The organism is Bordetella genomosp. 13, from assembly GCF_002119665.1.
GTDB lineage: Bacteria > Pseudomonadota > Gammaproteobacteria > Burkholderiales > Burkholderiaceae_B > Bordetella.
Genome location: NZ_CP021111.1, coordinates 2765155 through 2786180 on the forward strand (window position 1 = coordinate 2765155; position 21026 = coordinate 2786180).

Annotated in this window: 18 protein-coding genes; 3 read left to right on the plus strand and 15 right to left on the minus strand. The window is 67.5% G+C overall.

Features of this window, described 5'->3' with window-relative positions; all coding sequences use genetic code 11:
• Window positions 1-144 precede the first annotated feature (144 nt).
• The 3 genes from CAL15_RS12440 (at window position 145) to CAL15_RS12450 (ending at window position 4071) form a co-directional block, all read left to right on the plus strand.
• Entirely contained in the window at window positions 145-2166 is a 2022-nt protein-coding gene (locus CAL15_RS12440; RefSeq protein WP_086078874.1) for a PIG-L family deacetylase, read from the plus strand.
• 119 nt (window positions 2167-2285) lie between these two features.
• Entirely contained in the window at window positions 2286-3167 is an 882-nt protein-coding gene (locus CAL15_RS12445) for an oxidoreductase (RefSeq protein ID WP_086078875.1), read from the plus strand.
• A gap of 226 nt (window positions 3168-3393) precedes the next feature.
• Window positions 3394-4071, plus strand: a complete 678-nt coding sequence (locus tag CAL15_RS12450) for a YrbL family protein (protein ID WP_086078876.1) — start codon at window positions 3394-3396, stop codon at window positions 4069-4071.
• Window positions 4072-4106: 35 nt separating this feature from the next.
• On the opposite strand, the gene CAL15_RS12455 is transcribed toward CAL15_RS12450, so the two are convergent.
• From CAL15_RS12455 to CAL15_RS12525, 15 genes are all read right to left on the minus strand, one after another.
• Window positions 4107-4997, minus strand: coding sequence for a LysR family transcriptional regulator (locus CAL15_RS12455; protein ID WP_198299038.1), 891 nt, complete (start codon window positions 4995-4997; stop codon window positions 4107-4109).
• Between the two features lie 113 nt (window positions 4998-5110).
• Complete coding sequence (locus CAL15_RS12460) at window positions 5111-6427, minus strand: PQQ-dependent sugar dehydrogenase (protein ID WP_198299039.1); 1317 nt, start codon at window positions 6425-6427, stop codon at window positions 5111-5113.
• On the minus strand, window positions 6420-6863 hold the full coding sequence (locus tag CAL15_RS12465) for a hypothetical protein (protein ID WP_086078878.1): 444 nt from the start codon (window positions 6861-6863) through the stop codon (window positions 6420-6422). The genes CAL15_RS12460 and CAL15_RS12465 overlap by 8 nt, the downstream gene beginning before the upstream one ends.
• 285 nt (window positions 6864-7148) lie before the next feature.
• The gene (locus tag CAL15_RS12470; RefSeq protein WP_086078879.1) at window positions 7149-9131 is read right to left on the minus strand and encodes an alkaline phosphatase D family protein; all 1983 of its coding nucleotides are present in this window, start codon (window positions 9129-9131) and stop codon (window positions 7149-7151) included.
• Window positions 9132-9209: 78 nt separating this feature from the next.
• A complete protein-coding gene (locus CAL15_RS12475) occupies window positions 9210-10202 on the minus strand; it encodes an ABC transporter ATP-binding protein (protein ID WP_086078880.1) in 993 nt (330 codons plus the stop codon).
• Window positions 10199-11173, minus strand: a complete 975-nt coding sequence (locus CAL15_RS12480; RefSeq protein WP_086078881.1) for an ABC transporter ATP-binding protein — start codon at window positions 11171-11173, stop codon at window positions 10199-10201. Before CAL15_RS12480 ends, CAL15_RS12475 begins: the two co-directional genes overlap by 4 nt.
• 7 nt (window positions 11174-11180) lie before the next feature.
• Window positions 11181-12095 (minus strand): ABC transporter permease, encoded by a 915-nt coding sequence (locus CAL15_RS12485; RefSeq protein WP_086078882.1) that lies wholly within the window; start codon window positions 12093-12095, stop codon window positions 11181-11183.
• Window positions 12095-13084: an ABC transporter permease gene (locus CAL15_RS12490; protein ID WP_086078883.1), complete on the minus strand. Its 990-nt coding sequence runs from the start codon at window positions 13082-13084 to the stop codon at window positions 12095-12097. Before CAL15_RS12490 ends, CAL15_RS12485 begins: the two co-directional genes overlap by 1 nt.
• Before the next feature lie 65 nt (window positions 13085-13149).
• Entirely contained in the window at window positions 13150-14721 is a 1572-nt protein-coding gene (locus CAL15_RS12495; RefSeq protein ID WP_086078884.1) for an ABC transporter substrate-binding protein, read from the minus strand.
• A gap of 226 nt (window positions 14722-14947) precedes the next feature.
• Window positions 14948-15580, minus strand: a complete 633-nt coding sequence (locus CAL15_RS12500; protein ID WP_086078885.1) for an isochorismatase family protein — start codon at window positions 15578-15580, stop codon at window positions 14948-14950.
• On the minus strand, window positions 15577-16632 hold the full coding sequence (locus tag CAL15_RS12505) for a 2,5-dihydroxypyridine 5,6-dioxygenase (protein WP_086078886.1): 1056 nt from the start codon (window positions 16630-16632) through the stop codon (window positions 15577-15579). Before CAL15_RS12505 ends, CAL15_RS12500 begins: the two co-directional genes overlap by 4 nt.
• A 9-nt stretch (window positions 16633-16641) precedes the next feature.
• Window positions 16642-17472 (minus strand): alpha/beta fold hydrolase, encoded by an 831-nt coding sequence (locus CAL15_RS12510; RefSeq protein ID WP_086078887.1) that lies wholly within the window; start codon window positions 17470-17472, stop codon window positions 16642-16644.
• 15 nt (window positions 17473-17487) lie between these two features.
• Entirely contained in the window at window positions 17488-18240 is a 753-nt protein-coding gene (locus CAL15_RS12515; RefSeq protein WP_086078888.1) for a maleate cis-trans isomerase family protein, read from the minus strand.
• A gap of 37 nt (window positions 18241-18277) precedes the next feature.
• Window positions 18278-19231 carry an amidohydrolase family protein gene (locus CAL15_RS12520; RefSeq protein WP_086078889.1) on the minus strand — a complete coding sequence of 318 codons (954 nt, stop codon included), beginning with the start codon at window positions 19229-19231 and terminating at the stop codon, window positions 18278-18280.
• 132 nt (window positions 19232-19363) lie between these two features.
• On the minus strand, window positions 19364-21025 hold the full coding sequence (locus tag CAL15_RS12525) for a TRAP transporter large permease (protein ID WP_086078890.1): 1662 nt from the start codon (window positions 21023-21025) through the stop codon (window positions 19364-19366).
• Window position 21026: the final 1 nt, after the last annotated feature.

Here is a 21026-nt window from a genome sequence, read left to right on the forward strand (position 1 = left end):
GTAAGTCCCAATCCCGGCCGGCGCAGGATGGGCGCGGTTGGCCGCTATACTCGGCGCGCCACACAACACAATGTCGTGTCACGTCCTGTAAAGGCGCGCCAGCCCGCGCGCCCATCGCGCCGGCCCCGCGCCGCTTCAGCCTTCATGTCCGCCGCCGTGGCCCTGCGCCGCCAATTCCTGCTCCTGATCCTGCCCTGCGCAGCCGCCCTGTGCACCGTTCTGTCCGGCGCCCATGCGGCCACGCCAGCCCCCACGCTGCAAGCATGCAACGGCATCAAGGACATGGCCTTCGTCGCGCACCTGGACGACGACCTGCTCTTCATGAATCCCGACGTCGCGTCGAACATCGACGCGGGCGGCTGCGTGCGCGTCGTGTACCTGACCGCCAGCGACGCGGGCGAAGGGGAAGGCTACATGCTGGGCCGCGAACGCGGCGTACGCGCGGCCTATGCCTACATGGCGCGCCAACCCGACCTGTGGCAGACCGATGCGGCGAAAGCCGCCGGGCGAACCTTCACGCGCTTCACGCTGCAAGGCAACCCTCGCATACAGCTGCTGCACATGCGCCTGAAGGATCCCTGGCTGGGCAAGGGATGGGGCAGCCTGACGCCGCTCAGCCAGGCCGAGTCGGTGCCGGGCCGCACCGCCGACACGCTGGGACCGCACTACGAGTCGTACACGCGCGATGCGCTGGTGCAGACGCTGGCCGCGCTGATACGCGACTACGCGCCCACCACGGTGCGGCACCTGGACGACACGATCAGCGTACCGTACACCGAGCTGTGCTGGCGCTGCGCGGGACATGGACACCCCGACCACATTGCCAGCGCTCGCCTGGTGCGCGAGGCCATGCTGCTGGCGCCCGGCAATTATGCCGAGGCCGGCTACGTGGACTATCCCAGCCAGGAGCGTGAGACCAACCTGGCCCAGGCCGAGATAGATCACAAGTCCGAGATCTTTCGCCACTACGCGTGGAACGACTACCACTACTGCTCCGGCCCGAAGAACTGCCAGGAACCCGCGGGGCCGGCGGCGGCCTGGGTGCGGCGCGCGTACTATGTGTCGCGCCACGACATGGCGCCCGAGCTCTATGCCGACCCGCGCGCCGGCCTGATGGTGTTCGCTGCCGGAGAGGCCAACGACGCGGTCAACCTGTGGGATTCGCGCCAGGGCCGCTGGACCACGCTGGGCGGGCGCACCGCCGGCCCGCTGGTGTCGTTCTCGTATCCCGACTCGACCGCGGGCGTCTTCGCGCGCGACACGCTGGGCGGCCTGTGGGTCAACAAGCAGAACCTGGACGGCACGTGGAAGGGCTGGCAGGCCATGGCGGGCGGCGTGCGCTTCTCGCATCTGCCGGCCGTGGCGCCGCGCGGCGAGGCCGCGGCGGTGGCCATGGCGCATGACGGGCGCTACTACTGGACGGCGCCCGCGGGCGTGGGCGCCGACTGGCATGCCTGGCGCCCCCTGCCGGCGCTGGCCGACGCCATGGGCAGCCCCGCCATCGCACGCGATGCCGCGGGCCGCTTCGTGGTGTACGCCATCGACAAGGCCGGCCACACCTACCGGACCGCGCAGCGCGCCACTGACCCCGATGCGGGCTGGGACGCCTGGCAGCGGCTGCCCGCGCCGGCGGCGGGCGGCGGCCTGGCCGCCATCAGCAACGCTCAGGGGCGGATAGAGCTCTATCTGCGCCAGCGGGATACGCGCCGTCTGCTGCGCATGATCGAAGAGCCCGAGGACCCGGCGCGCGCCAAGGACGCCGGCACGGGCAATGCCAATGGCACGCGATGGTCCGCGCCCACGGACCTGGGCATCGAGTACGTCGGCAAGCCCGCGATCGGTGCGGACGAGCGCGGCAATGTCGTCCTGTCGGTGCTCGAGCGCGCGGGCGGGCCCCTGTGGCTGATCGAACACGGGCTGCCGATGCGCCTGCAGGCCAGCGCCAATTCGCTGCCGGCCATGCGCTTCGTCGACGGCACGCTGTATCTCGTGGCGCGCAACGCCGGGCTGGCGCAGGACTATCAGGTGCTGGCGCGCCGCGGCGGCAAGTGGTCACCCGCCACCGCACTGGGGGCCTTGCCCGATGGCGGCGGCGGGCCGTTCGGCGGGGCCATACCGAAGGTCATCGCGACTTCGTCGGCCAACGCCCTCGATGCCCCCAATTGACAATCTTATGTTGTCAATGAAACGCAGATTATGCGTCTAGTTGGCACATCCGGACTTCTTTAAATTTCGTCTCACGCCACGGCAATCCGCCGCACGGCAGACGACACCAGGAGATCCGCATGAGCCACACCATCGACACCCACACCGCCCAGGCCGCCAAAGTCTGGTTCATCACCGGCGCGTCGCGCGGCCTCGGCCTCGAGATCGCGCAGGCCGCGCTGCAACGCGGCGACCACGTGGTCGCCACCGCGCGCAACCCCGCCGCCGTGGAAGCCGCGCTGGGCAGGCACGACAACCTGCTGGCGGTCGCGCTGGACGTGAATGCCGAGCACCAGGCGCACGCCGCCGCCGATGAGGCCATCCGCCGCTTCGGCCGCATAGACGTGCTGGTGAACAACGCGGGCTACGGCCTGCTGGGCGCGGTCGAGGAATCGAGCGCCAAGGAAGTCGCGGACCTGTTCGGCACCAACGTCTTCGGCCTGCTGAACGTGACGCGCGCGGTGCTGCCCCACATGCGCCGCGAGCGGCGCGGACTGGTGGTGAACATGTCGTCCATCGGCGGCTACTCGGCGTATCCGGGCTGGGGCGTCTACGGCGCCACCAAATTCGCGGTCGAAGGACTGACCGAGGCGCTGGCGCTCGAGCTGGCCCCGCTCGGCGTGCACGCCACGGTGGTCGAGCCCGGCTTTTTCCGCACAGACTTCCTGGATGCTTCCTCGCTGGTCAAGACCGCCGTCGAATACCCCGCGTATGCGGACACGGTGGGCGCGACGCGCAGCCGGATGGCCGACGTCAGCCATCGTCAACCGGGCGACCCACGGAAGCTGGCGCTCGCCATGCTGGCGCTTGCGGACAGCGACAGCCCGCCCGTGCGCCTGCCTCTGGGATCGGACACGATGGCCCGTATCGAGCAGAAGAACCGCCATGTGGAAGCGGAAATGGCGCAATGGCGAGGACTGGCGGTATCCACCGACTACGACGACGCCGCGCGGGCCGCCTGAGCCGCGCCTTCGACCGGCCGCAGGAACGGCATCTGATTACCGTCGCGTTTGCGCCACACTGTACGGCGCCCTAACGGGGGCGCCGCTTACCGTTTTGTCCGCCGCGATAGCGGTTTTGCAGCTGCTTTGGCGGCAGATGCCAGAAATTGACAATTAGAAATGATTGAAGCGATTAAGTTACTTTCAGTTTCGAGTAAGAGTTGTCAAACGGCGGCAATATTTCACTATGGAGACAACCACCAATAGCACCGCAATCGCCTTCCCGCCTGGATTCGCGCCGCAACTGTCCGCGGCGGAACCGGAATTGGTCCTGACCGACAAGATAGGCGAAGGCGGCAAGCGCGAATGCTGGCGGCATCCCGACAATCCATCGCTCTGTATCAAGGTGGCGAAAGCCAAACCTAAAGCGCACATGCAGAGCGTGCTCGAAAGCCATTATGCCGAGCATCTGTACAAGTGCGGGGTCATCAGCCCGCGTCTGCCGCGGGTGCATGGCTGGAAGAAAACGAACCGCGGCTGGGGCCTGGTGACGGACCTGATCCACGACGGAAGCGGCCTGCCCGCTTTGACCCTGAGACAGGCCCTGGAACAGCACCGCATCTCGATGGACGAGGCCAGGGAACTGCTCGACGAAGCCCTGACGTGGCTGGTGAAACACGGCGTCGTGTGGGTGGACGCCAGTGTCGACAACGTGGTGCTGATCCGGGCATCGCACTCGCGCCCCCAGTTGGCTTTCATCGATGGGCTGGGCGGAAAGCGCTTCAACGCCGAATACCGGGTGCGCTGCGCCCTGCGGTGGATCGAGAAATTCACCGCTCGCCAGAAGGCTGCCAAGCATCGAAGCAAATTGCTCGGCGCCCTGCTTGCCGGCGGGCCCGACGACATCAAGCTGCTGGCGGGCTGACAGCGCGGCACACAGTCGCGGCCCCGCTACCGCCCTCATTGGCCGATCCGCTCGATCACGAAATCGATGAAGCGCCGCGTGCGCTGCGGCATCTGCGTGCGCTGCGGGTAATAGATGTACAGGCCGATCCGTTCCGTCAGGTGCGTCTTCAGCAGGTGCACGAGCCGTCCTGAATCCACCAGCGGCCTGGCCACGAAGTCCGGGATCTGCCCGATGCCGGCGCCGCCCAGCACGGCGTCCAGCTCCGCCTCGATGTCGTTGGTGACGAAGCGGGGCAGCAGGTCGGTGCAGGTGACGTTGCCCTCGTTCACGTACTCCCAGGGCATGACCCGACCGGACGTGGCGTGGCGAAAGCCGGTGCAGCGGTGCCGCGCCAGGTCCGCCCATTTGCGCGGACGGCCGTGGCGCTGGATGTACTCCGGCGACGCGCATACCCATTGCTGGATGTCCAGCAGGCGGCGCGCCACCACGTTGCGATCCACGCCCGACCACATGCGGAATCCTACGTCCACGCGTTCCTGCACGCTGTCCGTCAGACGGTCCTCCAGTTCGAACTCGATGCGCAGTTCAGGATAGAGCGCCATGAAACGGGGCACCAGCGGCAGCACGAAATGACGGCCCACCGAACGCGGCGCCGTGACGCGCAAGGTGCCGCCCACTTCCTTCTTGCTGTCGCGCAGCTCGTCCACCGCCGTCCGGATGTTGGCCAGCGCGGGGCCGACCTGCGCAAGCAGTTGCGCCCCCTCTTCGGTAAGGTTGAGCGAGCGCGTGGTGCGATGAAGCAGCCGCACTCCCAGCTGCGCCTCGAGCTGGCGCACGGTCTTGCTGGTGGCTTGCGGGGCGACGCCCAGCGTCATGGCGGCCTTGCGGAAACTGCCCGTTTCCACGACCAGGGCCAGCGTGGCCAGCCCTCTCAGGTCATCCATCGTCGTTCTCTCGGTTGTGCGTGGCCCGCGTAGTTTGCCAATAAAAACACAACCGTGCGTCATGCGGGCCTGCGCCGCGGCGCAGGCGCCGGCGCAGATCCGCCCGCGACGACTCAACCGCCCGAAGACGTCACCCGCCACACGACGTTGCCCACGTCGTCGGCAATCAGCAGGGCGCCGTCCGCGCCCTGCGCCACGCCCACGGGCGCGCCGTACAGCTGCTTGTGGTCCTCGGACACGAAGCCCGTGACCACAGGCTCGACCTTGCCGACGGGCTTGCCGTTCTCGAACTTCACGAAGCCGACCTTGTAGCCGTTGAGCGGAGACCGGTTCCAGCTGCCGTGTTCGCCGATGAAGACGCCGCCACGGTATTGCTGCGGCAGGCTGTCGCCCTGGTAGAACACCATGCCCAGCGGCGCCACGTGCGAACTCAACGCATAGTCGGGCTTGATGGCCTTGGCGACCAGATCGGGCCGCGGCGGCGACACGCGCGGATCCACGTGCTGCCCGAAATAGCTGTAGGGCCAGCCATAGAAGCCGCCGTCCCGCACCGAGGTCAGGTAGTCGGGCACCAGGTCGGTACCGATCTCGTCGCGCTCGTTCACGATGGCCCACAGCGCGCCGGTCTGCGGCTCCCATCCCAGGCCGGTCGGATTGCGCAGGCCTGATGCGTATACGCGGCTGGCGCCCGAGGCCACGTCGACCTCGAGCACCGCCGCGCGGCGGTACTCGATCTCCATGCCGTTCTCGCCCACGTTGCTGTTCGAGCCCACGCCCACGTACAGCTTGCTGCCGTCCGGGCTGGCCAGCAAGGTCTTGGTCCAGTGGTGGTTGACCGTGTTGGGCAGGTCGGCCAGTTCGCGGCCCGGATCTGTGATGCGGGTCGTGCCCACCGTGAACGGATACGCCGTGATGTTGCCGGTATTGGCCACATACAGCGTGTCGCCGATCACCTCCACCCCGAACGGCGAGTCCAGCTTCTCGACCAGCACGTGCTTTTCCCATTCGCCGCTGCCGCCCTTCGGCCGCAGCAGCGTGATGCGGTTGCCGCCCTTGCCGCTCTTGCCCGAACGGTTCTTCACCAGCGAGGAGACCAGCTGCTTCGGCGTGGTGGTGGGCGCGGTGCCGGGACTGCTGGACTCGACCACCAGCACGTCGCCGTTGGACAGCGCGTATACCTGGCGCGGATGCTGCAGGCCGCCTGCGATCTTCTCGATCTTCAGGCCCGCGGCCACCTTCGGCATGGCGTCGCCCTGCCAGCGCACGCCCTCTGGCACCTGCATGGGCGGCAAGAGGAAGTTCTCGGCGCGCGGCAGCCGGGGATCGGGACCCATCTGCTCGGCGGGATCGAGCGCCTTGTTGTCGCCGCAGCCGGCCAGCACCAGCGCCAGCGCCAAGCCCGTGGCCTTCATGCAGAACGTCTTATCCATGGCGCAGCTCCTTGATGTCCGACTTGCTGAAAGCCAAGACGATGCGTGCCAGGCACAGCAGCGCCACCGTGGCAGCCGACAGCCAGACCCCCTGCGGAATCGCGGCATAGGCGTCGCGCGTATGCACGAAGGCATTCAGGATGCCGGCCACGATGGCCAGCAGGTTCAACCAGAAGTCCAGCTTCTCGGCGCCCGATACCCAGCGGCGGCCGACAATCCACACATGCACCAGGTTGATGAGCCGCGGAATGATGGCAAAGACCAGCGCTATGGACACCAGCCAGGCCGCGCCCTTCACCCACATCACCTGGGGAGAATTGGCGTAGATCACGTCGAAGATCAGCGCGGCCACGAACAGGCCGAACGCGATGGGATCGAGCAGGTCGAAGATGGCAGTGGCCAGCCTCGAGCGGCACTGCAGGGCATGGGATCTCATGGGCTTCCTCGCGCAGGTTCGATGGATGGCAGCGCAAGGTGCGACGGCGCTGCCTGGCCGGCAGCAATGCAACCGGCACGTAGAGGCATGTCCCACGCGCCCGGACGTGCCCGCTGTGCGGAGCCGGCGGAACGGCCCGCGTTGTGTCGCCCGTTCATTCTAGGTGCCGAAATGGTGCCGGAGCATCGCGCCTTGCATGCGCGCCACGCCAATTGGCATCAAAGTATTGCGCGCCGCGCTATGGCGCGGCGCGCGCGGCGCAACATCCCGTTGCCACGGCCTACGCTATGACGGGGCCTCGGGCTGGCCCGCAGTGGCCATCTCGGGCAGCTTCGCATCGTCGACCAGAAAGCGCGTCGACGCCGAGCCGTCGGCGTTGTGCTGCAGGATGTGCACGGGCCGCCCCTGCTCGTCCAGGAACACCTGGCCGATGCCCGCTCCGTTCCACACGCGCTCGCCGCTGCGGCGCCGGTCGGGCAGCCGCGGCTGGATCGCCAGGTGGCGGCGCTGCGTGAGCCAGTTCAGCGGCGAGCGCGGCGAGTACAGCCAGCGATTGAGCCGGTCCAGCCAGTCGAGCAGCCGGCGCGGAAACTCGTTCTTGATGCCGCTGCTGGTGATCTGCCAGATGTGCGGCGTGCTGTCGCGGTCGCGCACCTGTACGTCGTAGGCGAAGGAATAGTGCACGTCGCCGGACAGGATCACGTAATTGCCGGGCGTGCGCGAGTGCCGGAAAATATTCAGCATCACGCTGGCCGCGCCGCGATGTGCCATCCAGTTCTCGGCGTCCACGGTCAGCGCCTGCCCCGCCCAGGTGCTGATACGCTGCAGGATCTCGATCAGCTTCACCCCGAACATCGGCGCGGGCGACACGATTACCGCCGCCTTCTCGTCCAGCAGTTCCTGCTGCAGTTCGACCAGCGATTCCCAGTCCATCAGGCCGGACGGCCGGCTGGGCAGCCGCCGGCTGCGCCATCGGCGCGTGCGGGTGTCCAGCACGATGACGATGGGATCGGTACGCAGCAGGTAGCCCCATCGATGGAACGACAGCAGCCGGCCGATCAGCGCATCCTGGCGCGCGGCATCCAGCCGGCCGCGTGCGTCGGGCGCGGCGGTCAGCGCGGCCGTGCTGTCCAGCACCTCTCCGAATGCCTCGGGGCGATTGCCCCAGCCCTGGCACAGCATATAGGCCACCAGTGCGTTGCCGACGATGCGCCGCGAGAAAGGATGCTCGTAGGCGGTGGTCTCCCACTTCGCCGACAGGTTCCAGTCGTCGGTGATGTCGTGGTCGTCGAAGATCATCAGCGTCTGCACATGCGCCAGCAGCCGCGCGGCACGCGGCAGTTCCGCACGAAACCCGCTCAGGGCCGCGTTCTCCCGGCGCCATCGGCGCTCGTGGTCCGCATCGAGCGCGGGCATCGGCGGCTCGGGCAGCAGGCCCCACGGCACCGGAGACCAGACCAGCAGGTACATGGCCAGCACTTCGGCCAGCGTCACCAGGTGGTTGTGGGCGTTGGCCGTGGTGAATATGGGTTTGTCCACCCCGCCGAAGAAGCGCTCGCGCAGGGCCTCGTTGGACTTGAACGCCGGCAGCAGGTCCTCGCGGTGGTAGTAGCCGGCGGGATGCGCGTAAAGCGCGTCGCTGTCGTCCACGACAGCGCCCTCCAGGCATTCGCCGTACAGGCCCAGGCGCCGGATGAGCGCATGAATCGCGGCCAGCATGGGTCCGGCCACGTCGTCGGCGTAGACCTGGTCGCCGCACAGCATCAGCATCGCGGGCCGGCGCGCGGCCTCGTCGATATGGCCCGACAGCAAGACGTCCGCGCGCGCCAGGCCGTCGCGCGAGGCATGATGCGGCTTGCGGCACGAGCCGAACAGGATGTCGTCGGCGCGGCTGCGCAGCACCATGCTGGGCCGCTGCGCGCCGCCGTGCAGCAGATGCGGCGCCCACGCGGCCACGCCGCCCTGCGTGCCGTCCTCGAATGTGGCGATGAGGTCGTAGGCGATGACGACGTCGCGCGGCAGAGGCTCGTCCAGCGACACGTCGACCAGATGCAGATACGCGTGCTCGCCCACGCGTATCGCCCGGCAGCTATGGTCGTCCAGCGGAATGCGCCGCGCCCCCTCGCCGGCGGGCTCCAGCAGCAGGATAAGGCGCAACGGCGCGCTGCCCGCCAGCCACAACGCCAGGCGTTGCGGTTCCAGGCGGCGCAGGATGGGGCCGGCGAGTACCGGCGGAAGCGTGTCGGAGATGGTGGAAATCGAGGACATTACAACGACGTACGGGAGACCAGAGCAGTGTACCCGCCATGCGCCTCGCCCCCGTCGCCGTGCGCGTGTCGCAGCCGTTCAGGCCAGCCTTCCCTCCTGCACCGCATGGCAGGCCACCACGCCCGGACCGGCCTGCAAGGCCACCGGCACCTCGCGCCTGCACCGGTCATTGGCATGCGGACAGCGGGGATTGAAGGCGCATCCCGTGGGGGGATTCAGCGGGTTCGGCACCTCGCCCGCCACCGCGGTGCGCGGACGCCCCGTACCCTCCAGGTCCGGAATGGCGTCCAGCAGCATGCGCGTGTACGGATGGCGCGGATGCGCGAACAGCGCGTCGCGCGGCGCCACCTCCACGATGCGGCCCAGATACATCACGCCCACGCGGTCGGCCACATGGTGCACCACCGCCAGGTTGTGCGAGATGAACAGGTAGGTCAGGCCCAGCTCGCGCTGCAGCGACTTCATCAGGTTCAGCACCTGGGCCTGCACCGACACATCCAGCGCCGAGGTCGGCTCGTCGCACACCAGGAACTCGGGCCGCACGGCCAGCGCCCGCGCGATCGAGATGCGCTGGCGCTGCCCGCCCGAGAACTGGTGCGGATAACGGATCTGATCGGCGGGGTCCAGCCCGACCTGGGTCAATAGCTCCGCCACGCGGGCCTGCCGCTGCGCGGGGCTCATGTCGGTATGCGTCAGCATGGGCTCGGCGATGATGCGCCCGACGCGCCAGCGCGGATTGAGACTGGCGTACGGATCCTGGAAGATCATCTGCAGACGGCGGCGCAGACCGCGGCCCGAGCGGCCCTGCATGCGCTCGACGGGCTGTCCGTCGAACTCGATGGCGCCGCGCGTCAGGTCGTACAGGCCCACCAGCATGCGGGCCACGGTGGACTTGCCGCAGCCCGACTCGCCCACCAGCGCCAGCGTCTCGCCGCGCAGGATGTCGAACGACACGCCGTCCACGGCGCGCAGCACCTGCCTGGGCCTGCGCGCCAGCACCCGTTCCAGCCAGGGTTGCGACACGTCGAACCAGCGGGCCGCGTCGCGTACGGAAACCAGGGGGGCCGTCATGCCGCCACCTCCACATCATGCAACCAACAGGCCGCGCGGGAAGTGCCCGCCGGCATCAACTCAGGGCGCTCCTGCGTGCAGCGCGGCATGCGCCGGTTGCAGCGCGGATTGAAGGCACAGCCCGGCGGGATGGCGTTCAGGCGCGGCATGCTGCCGTCGATCTGCACCAGCCGCTCGGCCTGGCTCTTCATGGAGGGGATCGATCCCATCAGGCCCACGGTATAGGGATGGCTGGGACGGTGGATCACGTCGGCCACCGGCCCGATCTCGGCCAGCCGGCCGGCATACATCACCGCCACGCGGTCCGCGGTCTCGGCGATGACGCCCATGTCATGCGTGATCAGCATCACCGAGGCGCCCTGCTCTCGGCACAGCTTCTTCAGCAGCTCGATGATCTGCGCCTGGATCGAGACGTCCAGCGCGGTGGTGGGCTCGTCGGCCACCACCAGCCGCGGCTCGGCGGCCAGGGCCAGTGCGATCACCACGCGCTGCCGCATGCCGCCGGAGAACTGATACGGATAATGATCGATGCGCTCGCGCGCCGCGGGTATGCCCGTGGCGGCCAACAGTTCGATGGCGCGCGTGCGCGCCTGGCTCCAGGACATCGGCAGGTGCGTGACGATGGTCTCGGCAAGCTGCCGTCCCACGGTGTACAGCGGGTTGAGCGAGGTCAGCGGGTCCTGGAACACGGCGCCGATCTCGCGGCCGCGCACGCGGCGCATCTGCTCGTCGCCCAGGTTGTCGATGCGGCGTCCCGACAGCAGGATCTGGCCGCCGCTGATGCGCCCCGGCGGCTCGAGCAGGCCGATGATGGCCGCGCCGGTAAGCGACTTGCCCGCGCCGGACTCGCCCACCACGCCCAGGACCTCGCCCGGCGCGATGGAGAACGACACGTCGTCCAGCGCCTTCAGCACGCCATGGCGGGTGGGAAACTCGACCGAGAGGTTCTTCACTTCAAGCAGTTCACTCATGGTCGCCTCAGTTCAGTCGCGGGTTCAGCGCATCGCGCAGCCAGTCGCCCAGCAGGTTGACCGACAGCACCAGCAGCACCAGCGCCGCGCCCGGGAAGATGGTGATCCACCATTCCCCCGAGAACAGGAAATCGTTGCCGATGCGGATCAGCGTGCCCAGCGACGGCGCCGTGGGCGGCACGCCCACGCCCAGGAACGACAGCGTGGCTTCGGTGATGATGGCCGTGGCCAGGTGCACCGTGGCCAGCACCAGCACCGGGCCCATGACGTTGGGCAGGACGTGGCGGAACATGATCACGGGCGACGCCACCCCGATCACGCGGGCCGCCTGCACGTACTCGCGGTTCTTCTCCACCAGCGTCGAACCGCGGACGGTGCGCGCATACTGCGGCCAGCCCGCCAGCGCGATGGCGCCGATCAGCACCGGGAAGGCGATCACCTCGTGCAGCTCGCGCGGCACGGCGGCGCGCGCCACGCCATCGATGAGCAGCGCGATCAGGATGGCCGGGAACGACAGCTGCACGTCGGCCACGCGCATGATGAAGGCGTCCAGACGCCCGCCCACATAGCCCGACAGCAGGCCGAGCGCGATGCCGATGAGCATCGACAGCACCACCGAGGCCAGGCCGATCAGCAGCGACACGCGCATGCCGTACAGCAGCGCCGAATACAGGTCGCGCCCCTGGCTGTCGGTGCCCAGCAGATACTTCGAGATGCCGTTGTCCTCCCACACGGGCGGCAGCAGCGCGTCCAGCAGCTCCACGGACGCCAGGTCGAAGGGGTTGTGCGGGGCCACCCACCCGGCCCCGAAGGAGCCGACCAGCAGCAACAGCAGGATGACGGTGGACACGATGGCCACCGGCGCGTGCCGCCATGACCAACAGAGATCGCTGTTCCACCAGCGTTTCAGCAACACGCGCATCAGTGGCCTCCCCTGGCACGGCCGAGTCCGGCGCGCAGGCGCGGATCGACGACGAAATACAACAGGTCCACCGCCAGGTTGATCACCACGAACACCAATGCGATCAGGCACAGGTACGCCGCCATGACGGGGATGTCGGCGAACTGCACGGCCTGGATGAACAGCAGCCCCAGGCCCGGCCACTGGAACACCGTTTCGGTGACGATGGCGAAGGCGATGATGCCGCCCAGCTGCAGCCCCGTGATGGTGATGACCGGCACCATCGTGTTCTTCAGCGCATGGCCGAAGTGGATGGCGCGGCGCCGGATGCCGCGCGCCCGCGCGAACTTGATGTAGTCGGTGCGCAGCACCTCCAGCATCTCGGATCGCACCAGCCGCAGGATCAGCGTCATCTGGAACAGCGACAGCGTGATCGCGGGCAGTATCAGGTGTCGCCACCCCGTGGGCGTGAGCAGCCCGGTGGTCCACCAGCCCAGCGCCACGGTATCGCCGCGGCCATAGCTGGGCAGCCAGCCCAGCTGCACGGAAAACACCAGAATGAGCAGTATGCCGATGAGGAATGTGGGCAGCGACACGCCCAGCAGCGAGCCGGCCAGCACGAGCTGCGCCAGCAGGCCGTGCCGGCGCAGCGCGGTATACACGCCCAGCGGCAGGCCCACCACCAGCGCCAACAGCGCGGCGGCGAAAGACAGTTCCAGCGTGGCGGGCAGGCGGCTGCGGATCAGGCTGGAGACGGGCTCGCTCTGCCGCAGCGAGATGCCGAACTCGCCCTGCACGGCATTGCCGACGAAACGGGCGAACTGCACCGGCGGCGGATCGTCCAGGCCCAGCCTGTGGCGCAGTTCGGTGCGGTCGGCGTCCGTGGCGTCCTGGCCCAGCATGATCGAGACCGGGTCGCCGACGTACTGGAACAGCACGAACGCCAGCAGCGCGACGGTGAGCATGACCGCGCCGGCCTGCAACAGGCGGCGAAGAATGAATGCGAGCATGGGGTGTCGAAGCGGAGTGCAGCGGCGCCTTTCGACGCCGCCGCGGGGAAAGGAACGAACCAGGATCAGTCGATCTTGACCCAGTCGGCGACCAGGCGGTTGTCCGCGCGGTGGGTCACGCTGACGTTCTTGCGCATGGCCCACGGGATGACCTGGTCGTGCAGCGGGATGTGGCCGAATTCCTTGGCGTGGATCTCCAGTGCCTTGTGGATGTCGGCGTCGCGCTTGGCCTCGTCGGTCTCGGTCTTGACGCGATCGATGATGGCGTCGACTTCCTTGTTGCTGTAGTCGCCCAGGTTGTACATGCCGTCTGCGCCCTCGCCCTTGGTACGGATGAGGTTCTGCAGCGTGTACATGGCGTCGAACGTGGGCACGCCCCAGCCGAACAGGAACACGCTGGTGTCGCGGTTCTGCACCTTGGGGAAGTACGTGGCGCGCGGCATGGCGTTCAGCGAAGCCTTCACGCCCACCTTGGCCCACATGCCCACCACGGCCTGGCAGATGGCCTCGTCGTTGATGTACCGGTTGTTGGGACAGTCCAGCGTGAAGCTCAGCGAGTTTTCATAGCCGGCCTCTTTCAGCAGGGCGCGGGCCCTCTGGATGTCGTACGGCACGCGCTTGTGCAGGGTTTCGGTCCAGCCGTGCACCTGGGGCGCGATCATCGTGCCCGTGGGGGCCGACAGGCCGCGCATCACGGCGCGCTTGATCGCCTCGACGTCGATGGCGCGGTACAGGGCCTCGCGCACGCGCACGTCCTGGAAGGGATTCTTGCCCTTGACGCTGGAGTACAGCAGTTCGGGACGCTTCTGGTCGTAGCCGATGTAAATGGTGCGGTACTCGTTGCCCTCGACCACCTTGGCCTCGCGGCGCAGGCGGTCCAGGTCCTGGGCCGCCGGGTCCAGCACGAAATCGATCTCGCCGGACAGCAGCGCCGCGGTGCGCGTGGCGTTCTGCTTGATGGGCGTGAAAATCACCTCGGTGACGTTGCCGACCTTGTCCTTCTTGTTCCACCAGCCCGCATGCTCTACGAATACCGTGCGCACGTCGACCTCGCGGGTTTTCAGCATGTACGGACCGGTGCCGTTGGTATTGCGCGCGGCGTAGGTTTCTTCTTTATTGACGAAATCCTGCGGCTTGGTGACGTTGTGCTTTTCGGACCAGGCCTTGTTCATGATGAACACGTTGGGCAGCTGGCGCAGCAGCACCGGATTGGGCGCGGTGGTTTCGATTTCCACGGTGAAATCGTCGACTTTGCGCGCTTCCTTGATGCCGGTGGTATAGGCCTTGTAATTCGAGGTGGGCGCCATGGCGCGGTGCACCGAAAACACCACGTCGTCAGCGGTGAATGGCGCGCCGTCGTGGAATTTCACCCCTTGGCGCAGGGTGAATCGGTACAAGGTCGGAGAAACCTGCTGCCACTGCGTGGCCAGCCGCGGCACCACCTTGAACGACGCGTCATAATCCACCAGGGGCTCATAGATATAGCTATTGGCCGCGATGGTCATGCCCTCGTTCTGCGAGTGCGGATCCATGGTGAGAATATCGCCCTGGGCGGCCCAGCGGAACGGCTTGGCGTGTCCGATGGTGGGGACGGCCACTGCGGCGGCGATCGCGATAGCAATCAAGGTGCGGCGCATAAGTTACTCCTGACTAGGGTCTGAATGAGACCCCGCGGATATTGCCCATGCGCGGCAAGGCCGTCAATTAGGGGTTTGCTCCCATACGGAGCCTAATTAACTTATTTGATTTTTAATTAGGGTCCGATAAGGACGTTCCGTTACAGGCGATTATTTCAGGGCGCGCGGGCATCCGGCGCGCGGCGATTTTCATACTTCCTCCCGCGCGCCCGTGTCCGCCCCCGGGTCACCGCGTCGCGCTCAACGCCTCGTCGCGGGTCATCAGCGTCGCGTACTTCTGGCCCATGTCGAACAGGTTGGCGTCATGCGGGGCGATGGCCCGGTCGCCCACGCAATCGGTCACTACCAGGGGCCGGAAACCATACTGCATGGCATCCACCACGCTGGCCCGCACGCAGCCGCTGGTGACCGCGCCGGCCACCAGCAGGGTCTGCACGCCGTGGAACGACAGCCACGCCGCCAAACCGGTGCCGAAGAAGGCCGACGGCACCGTCTTGCGCACCACCAGCTCGCCCGCGGCGGGCGTCAGTTCGTCGACGATGGCGCTGTTGCGCGCATGCTCTTTCAGACCCAGCATGCCCGGCACCTTCAACGAAAACACATTCGCGTCGGCGTCGTCATCGGCATACACGATGCGCGTGTGCGCCACGGGCCACCTGCGCTCGCGCGCCGCCTGCAGCAGGCCCACGGTGTTGTCGATGCCAGGCCGGATGTTGCCGCCGCCGAACACCGCCGGGTCGGCGAAGCCATTGACGAAATCCACGATCAGCAGCCCATAGGGCGCCTTGGGGGCCATGGCCGTGCCGAAGCTCTGGCGCCGATAGACGTCTGCATCGGATTCGCGAACCGCGTCATTCATTGTTTTTCTCCAGCTTTGGGCGGGAACAGCACCTTGCCGTCCTGCACCATGATTTCGTCGTCCAGGCGCACCGTGCAGCGGCGCAGGGGAATGTCGATGTGGCATGCCGTGGTGCGGCTGCCGCCGGCCTCGTTGTTGGGGCCTAGCGAAAACAGGAAGTTGCCCTCGTAGGCGCGCGCGTCCATGCCGATGGTGGCCTCGCGGTCGTACAGCGACAGCGTGCTCCAGTGCGCGCGAGGCTGCAGCCCCCAGCCGATGTGCGAGATCGCATAGCCCTCGGGATCGTCGAACGAGGCCATGTACTCGCTGAGCAGCTCCGCGTCGACGCCGCCTTCGATGCCCGTGGCGTAGCCGCCCTTCACGGTCAGCCGGATCGGCTCGTTCACATAGCACTTCTGCGGCAGCAGGATGTCGCCGCGGTCGATGACGATCGTGCCCTCCGCGCTGCCCTCGTTCGGCCACGTCAGTGCGAAGCCGCTGGGCCAATGGTCCCAGCGCCCCGGCTCGTCCACATACCCGTACTCGCTGATGGCCGGGAACTCGCCCAGCGCGAAGCGCACGTCCGTGCCGCCTGGCGAGGTGACGCGCATCGTCCTGGCTGCCTCGATGCGGGCGGACGCCGCCTTCACGCGTTCGCGGTCGGCAGGCGTCGGCACCATGCGCGCCAGCACCTCGGGCGGCTCGACCGCCAGCAGGATCTTGGTGCCGCCGGCCAGTATCTCGTGCTGCTCGGGCGAGAACAGCAGGGTCATCAGGTCCAGCACCAGGTCGCTGGCCTTCAGCGCCGCGATGGCGGCCTGGTTGCCGGTAAGCGGGATGGTGCCCAGATACGCGAGCGTGTCGCGGCTGAGCGCCTTCTCGCCGTTGACCGGCGGCAGGTCCAGGCGGTTGACGATGGCGCCCAGCGACTGCGTCGCGATCAGCGCGGTGGACAGGGTCTGCGGATGCGTGGTGGCGCCCGTCAGGATGGTCACCGTCTGTCCCGCCTGCAGGCGGGACAGCGTCAGCACCTCCTTCCAGGCTTCGATCATTGCGTGGTCACTGACTGGCATGGTGTCACCTCAGGACTGGTTGGGGCCCGGCAGGGCCGTGCCGAGGAACGTGCCGAAGGCGGCATAGAAGCCCTCTTCGTTGTCCCACGGAATCATGTGGCCGGCATCGGGCACGCGATGATGCGCGAGCCCGGGGACCAGCGTGGAAATTTCCGCCACGTCCTCGTCGCGCACCACGTCGCCGCGCTCAGCGGTGATCAGCATGGCGCGCGCCTTCAGGCGCGGCAGGTCGGCATGCACGTCGTCCATGTGAAAGCCGTCGAAGCTTGCCAGGATGGCGCGCTCGTCGCAGGTGTGCAGCCACTGGGCGCGCAGCTGGCGCTGCTCCTCGGTCCAGGTGGGGCAATACGCCAGCATGTCCTCGGCGCTCATGCCGGCGCGGGCCTGCGCCATCGAGCCCACGTACCAGGGCAGCTTGGCCGGATAGGGGCGGCGGCCGGGACCGGAGACCGGCGGATCGACCATGACCAGCGTGGCCAGCGCCGCTGGCTGGCTGCGCGCCGCCCGAATGCCGATGCGCGCGCCCATCGAGTGCCCGACCACGCTGTAGCGCTCGAAGCCGAGCGCCTGGGCGAAGGCCAGCAGGTCGGCCGCCTGCGCGTCCAGGCCGTAGTCCAGCGAGGCGTCGGCCTGCGACAGGCCGCGGCCGCGCACGTCCAGCACATAGGTATCGAACACCTGGCCGAAGCGCTCGGCCACGAAGCCCCAGGTGACGGCCGGGCTGGTAATGCCCGGCACGATGATGACGGGATCGCGCCCCGGCTTCGCGCCGCCATAGCGCAGGTAGTGCTGGCGGATGCCGTTGGCGTGGACCTGCGCGCCGTACTGATAGGTGCTCATGACCCGCTCCTCGTCTCAGTAGGCGCCCGACAGCAGGGCGCCGGCGCCGGGCACCACCGGCTCGAGATCCAGGGCCTTGAGCATGGCGTAGGTGGTGGCCACGGCCGCGGTGACGACGGGCTTGCCGGTCAGCGCCTCGACCTTGGCGATGGCGGGCAGCGACGGCATCTGCACGCAGGCCGACAGCACGATCACGTCGGCGTCCTGGTACTTCAGGCCCTGCACGATCTCCGGCAGGCGCGCGGCGTCGTGGCGGCCCACGTCCAGGTTGTCGGGGATCTCGAGCGCGCGATAGTCCGTCACCTCGTAGCCTTCGTTGGCGATGTAGCTCACCACCAGCTCGGTCAGCGGCTTCATGTAGGGCGCCACCACGGCGATCTTCTTCGCCTTCATCACTTTCAGCGCATCGACCAGCGCGCCGGCGCTGGTGATGACGGGCGCGCTGGCGCCGTTGGCCGCGGTGTGGCCCGACAGCCGTTCCTGCGAGACACGGTGATAGCCGTGGCCCATCGCCATGATGGCCACCAGGCACGCATAGCCCAGCACGTCCACGCGCGCATCCGACAGTTCGACGGCGCAGCGGTCGGATTCGGCGTCCATGGCGGCCAGTTCTTCCTTCACCACCTTCTTCATGCGCATGCGGCTGGAGTGGAAGGTGAAGCGCTCGGGACGGATCTGCTGGCGTGCCAGCAGCATGGCGGGAATTTCCGTCTCCATCGTGGTGTTCGAACTCGGCACGATCTGGCCGATGCGGTAGGTTCGGGTCATGGATGCTCCTTGCGTAGGGCGGTCGTGGGTCAGACGGTCACAGCTTGAAGAGTCGTTCGGCGTTGCCGTGGCACACCAGGGCGCGGGTGGCCTCGTCCAGCGGCGCGGTCTCGATGAACTCGGCCGCGATGGCGCTGGACTCGTACGGATAGTCCACCGAGAACATCACCGCCTCGGCGCCCATCTCCGCGATGGCGCCCACCAGCGTGGGATGCGAGCAGACGCCGGACGTGGTGATCAGGATGTTCGAGCCCAGGTAGGCCGAAGGCGGGCGCTGCAGCGTGACGCCATGCGGATAGACGGCGAAGCGGCTGTCGAAGCGCCAGCGCTGGAACGGCAGGCCCTCGCCCATGTGGCCCAGGATCAGCCGCACGCCGGGAAAGCGGTCGAACACGCCGCCGAACAGCAGACGCAACGCATGGGTCGCGGTTTCGACGCCCCAGCCCCAGGTGGCCCGTTCGATCACCGGATAGCCGGCGTAGGCCTGCGGCATCACATAGGCGTCGGCGGGATGCAGGTAGATCGGCGCCTCCAGCGCCTGCACGCGCTCCCAGAACGCGTCGTACTCGCGGCCGTCGTAATAGGTGCCGTTCGTGTGGCCGTTGATCAGCGCGCCCTTGAAGCCATGGTCGCGCACCGTGCGCTCCAGCTCGTCGGCCGCCACCTTGGGATCGTGCATGGGCAGCACGGCGAAGCCGCCGTAGCGCTGTGGGCGCCGCGCCACGCGCTCGGCCAGGAAATCGTTGTTCTGCCGAGCCCGCTGCAGTGCCACGGCGGGGTCCCGCTCGGCCTGCACGCCTGGCCCGGTCTGCGACAGGATGACGTAGTCGATGCCGTTCTCGTCCATGTCCTGCAGGCGCAGCTCATCGAAGTCATTCAAGCGCCGGCCCAGCTCCGCCAGCGATTCGGCGTCGATGTGCTGGGCAAAGACCTTGGAATACTCCTGGAAACCCGGAGCGGTGTAGTGCTCTTCAAATGCAATCTTGCGCATGGCTTTACCACCTGTAGATTCGAAATTTTCATCAGTATACTGACTATATAAGGCACACCGAGGGCCGGTCGTGCCGCGCCGGAAGGCGGCGCCAGCCGCTTCCCGTCGCGTATCGATAGCCCCGTTCCCTGCTCAATTCCCGAATGGGTTGCTCGGTTCCCCGCCATAGTTGCTGTCGAACCCTCCTCCCTGCATCTCGATGCGTACGTTCGACGTATCCACCGGCTTGGCATCGTCCTTGTAATGCGTCACCAGCGACGGAAAGCACAGCACGATGATCACCAGCAGCAGCTGGATGCCGATGAACGGTATCGAACCCCAGTAGATCTGTCCGGTGGTCACCTTCGGTATCACCGCCCCGGTCACCCGGTCGCGGTAATCGTCGCGCGGCGCGACCGAGCGCAGGTAGAACAACGCCAGGCCGAAAGGCGGGTGCATGAACGAGGTCTGCATGTTCAGCGCCAGCAGCACGCCGAACCAGATCAGGTCGATGCCCAGCTTGTCGGCGACGGGCCCCAGCAGCGGCACCACGATGAACGCCAGCTCGAAGAAATCCAGGAAGAAGGCCGCCACGAAGACGAACACCATCACGAAGATCAGGAAACCCGTCTCACCGCCCGGCACGGACACCAGCAGGTGCTCGACCCACAGGTCGCCGTTCACCGCGCGGAAGGTCAGGCCGAACACCGTGGAGCCGATCAGGATGAACAGCGCGAAGCAGGTCAGGCGCGTGCTGGAATCCATGGCCTGCTTCAGCAGCGGCAGCGTCAACCGGCGCTTGGCCATGGCCATGATCAGTGCCCCCACGGCGCCCATGGCCCCGCCTTCGGTCGGCGTGGCCAGGCCGATGAAGATCGTGCCCAGCACCAGGAAGATCAGCGCCAGCGGCGGGATCAGCGCGAAGGTCACGCGCTCGGCGATTTTCGACAGCCATCCCAGGCGCAGGACGCGATTGAGCGAGGCCAGCGTGAAGGCCACGACGCCCCAGCAGAGGATGGACACCACCGCGGTCTCGTCCACCGGCGCTCCGGGATCGATCAGATTGACCGTCAGGAGATACGCCGCCGCGCACGAAATCAGCATCAGCACCAGCAGCGAACGCGTGCCCTGGCTGCCATTGGCCTCGCGGAACTCGCGCGCGCTGGCCGGCATGGCCGGACCGGTGGCGGGCCGCATCCACGTCAGGATCAACACGTAGGCCAGGTACAGCCCGATCATCAGGAGCCCGGGCAGGATGGCGCCGCGATAGATATCCCCCACGGAGCGGCCCAGCTGGTCGGCCAGGATGATGAGGGTCAGCGACGGCGGAATGATCTGCGACAAGGTGCCCGACGCCGCGATGACGCCGGTGGCCAGCTTGCGGTCGTACCCGTAACGCAGCATGATGGGCAGCGAGATGAGCCCCATCGAGATGATGGACGCCGACACCACGCCCGTGGTGGCCGACAGCACCGCGCCCACGGCAACCACGGCGACGGCCAGGCCGCCGCGCACCGACCCGAACAGCTGACCCACGGTTTCCAGCAGTTCTTCGGCCATCCCGGAACGTTCGAGGATCAGCCCCATGAAGGTGAAGAACGGCAGCGCCAGCAGCGTGTCGTTGGACACCACGCCGAAGACCCGCTGAGGCAGCGCCTGGAGCAGCGCGGGCGAGAGCAGCCCCAGTTCCATCCCGATCAAGCCGAAGAAGATGCCGTTGGCCATCAGCGCGAAGGCGACGGGAAACCCCGTCAGCAACAGCACGATCAACGTGGCGAACATGATCGGCGCCATGTTGGCGATGAGAAAATCCATG

What these genes read in the sequence shown, in the direction of transcription:
- CAL15_RS12440 (WP_086078874.1), top strand. Translation starts at nt 145, where the DNA reads ATGTCCGCCGCCGTGGCCCTGCGCCGCCAATTCCTGCTCCTGATCCTG.
- CAL15_RS12445 (WP_086078875.1), top strand. Translation starts at nt 2,286, where the DNA reads ATGAGCCACACCATCGACACCCACACCGCCCAGGCCGCCAAAGTCTGG.
- CAL15_RS12450 (WP_086078876.1), top strand. Translation starts at nt 3,394, where the DNA reads ATGGAGACAACCACCAATAGCACCGCAATCGCCTTCCCGCCTGGATTC.
- CAL15_RS12455 (WP_198299038.1), bottom strand. Translation starts at nt 4,997, where the DNA reads ATGGATGACCTGAGAGGGCTGGCCACGCTGGCCCTGGTCGTGGAAACG.
- CAL15_RS12460 (WP_198299039.1), bottom strand. Translation starts at nt 6,427, where the DNA reads ATGGATAAGACGTTCTGCATGAAGGCCACGGGCTTGGCGCTGGCGCTG.
- CAL15_RS12465 (WP_086078878.1), bottom strand. Translation starts at nt 6,863, where the DNA reads ATGAGATCCCATGCCCTGCAGTGCCGCTCGAGGCTGGCCACTGCCATC.
- CAL15_RS12470 (WP_086078879.1), bottom strand. Translation starts at nt 9,131, where the DNA reads ATGTCCTCGATTTCCACCATCTCCGACACGCTTCCGCCGGTACTCGCC.
- CAL15_RS12475 (WP_086078880.1), bottom strand. Translation starts at nt 10,202, where the DNA reads ATGACGGCCCCCCTGGTTTCCGTACGCGACGCGGCCCGCTGGTTCGAC.
- CAL15_RS12480 (WP_086078881.1), bottom strand. Translation starts at nt 11,173, where the DNA reads ATGAGTGAACTGCTTGAAGTGAAGAACCTCTCGGTCGAGTTTCCCACC.
- CAL15_RS12485 (WP_086078882.1), bottom strand. Translation starts at nt 12,095, where the DNA reads ATGCGCGTGTTGCTGAAACGCTGGTGGAACAGCGATCTCTGTTGGTCA.
- CAL15_RS12490 (WP_086078883.1), bottom strand. Translation starts at nt 13,084, where the DNA reads ATGCTCGCATTCATTCTTCGCCGCCTGTTGCAGGCCGGCGCGGTCATG.
- CAL15_RS12495 (WP_086078884.1), bottom strand. Translation starts at nt 14,721, where the DNA reads ATGCGCCGCACCTTGATTGCTATCGCGATCGCCGCCGCAGTGGCCGTC.
- CAL15_RS12500 (WP_086078885.1), bottom strand. Translation starts at nt 15,580, where the DNA reads ATGAATGACGCGGTTCGCGAATCCGATGCAGACGTCTATCGGCGCCAG.
- CAL15_RS12505 (WP_086078886.1), bottom strand. Translation starts at nt 16,632, where the DNA reads ATGCCAGTCAGTGACCACGCAATGATCGAAGCCTGGAAGGAGGTGCTG.
- CAL15_RS12510 (WP_086078887.1), bottom strand. Translation starts at nt 17,472, where the DNA reads ATGAGCACCTATCAGTACGGCGCGCAGGTCCACGCCAACGGCATCCGC.
- CAL15_RS12515 (WP_086078888.1), bottom strand. Translation starts at nt 18,240, where the DNA reads ATGACCCGAACCTACCGCATCGGCCAGATCGTGCCGAGTTCGAACACC.
- CAL15_RS12520 (WP_086078889.1), bottom strand. Translation starts at nt 19,231, where the DNA reads ATGCGCAAGATTGCATTTGAAGAGCACTACACCGCTCCGGGTTTCCAG.
- CAL15_RS12525 (WP_086078890.1), bottom strand. Translation starts at nt 21,025, where the DNA reads ATGGATTTTCTCATCGCCAACATGGCGCCGATCATGTTCGCCACGTTG.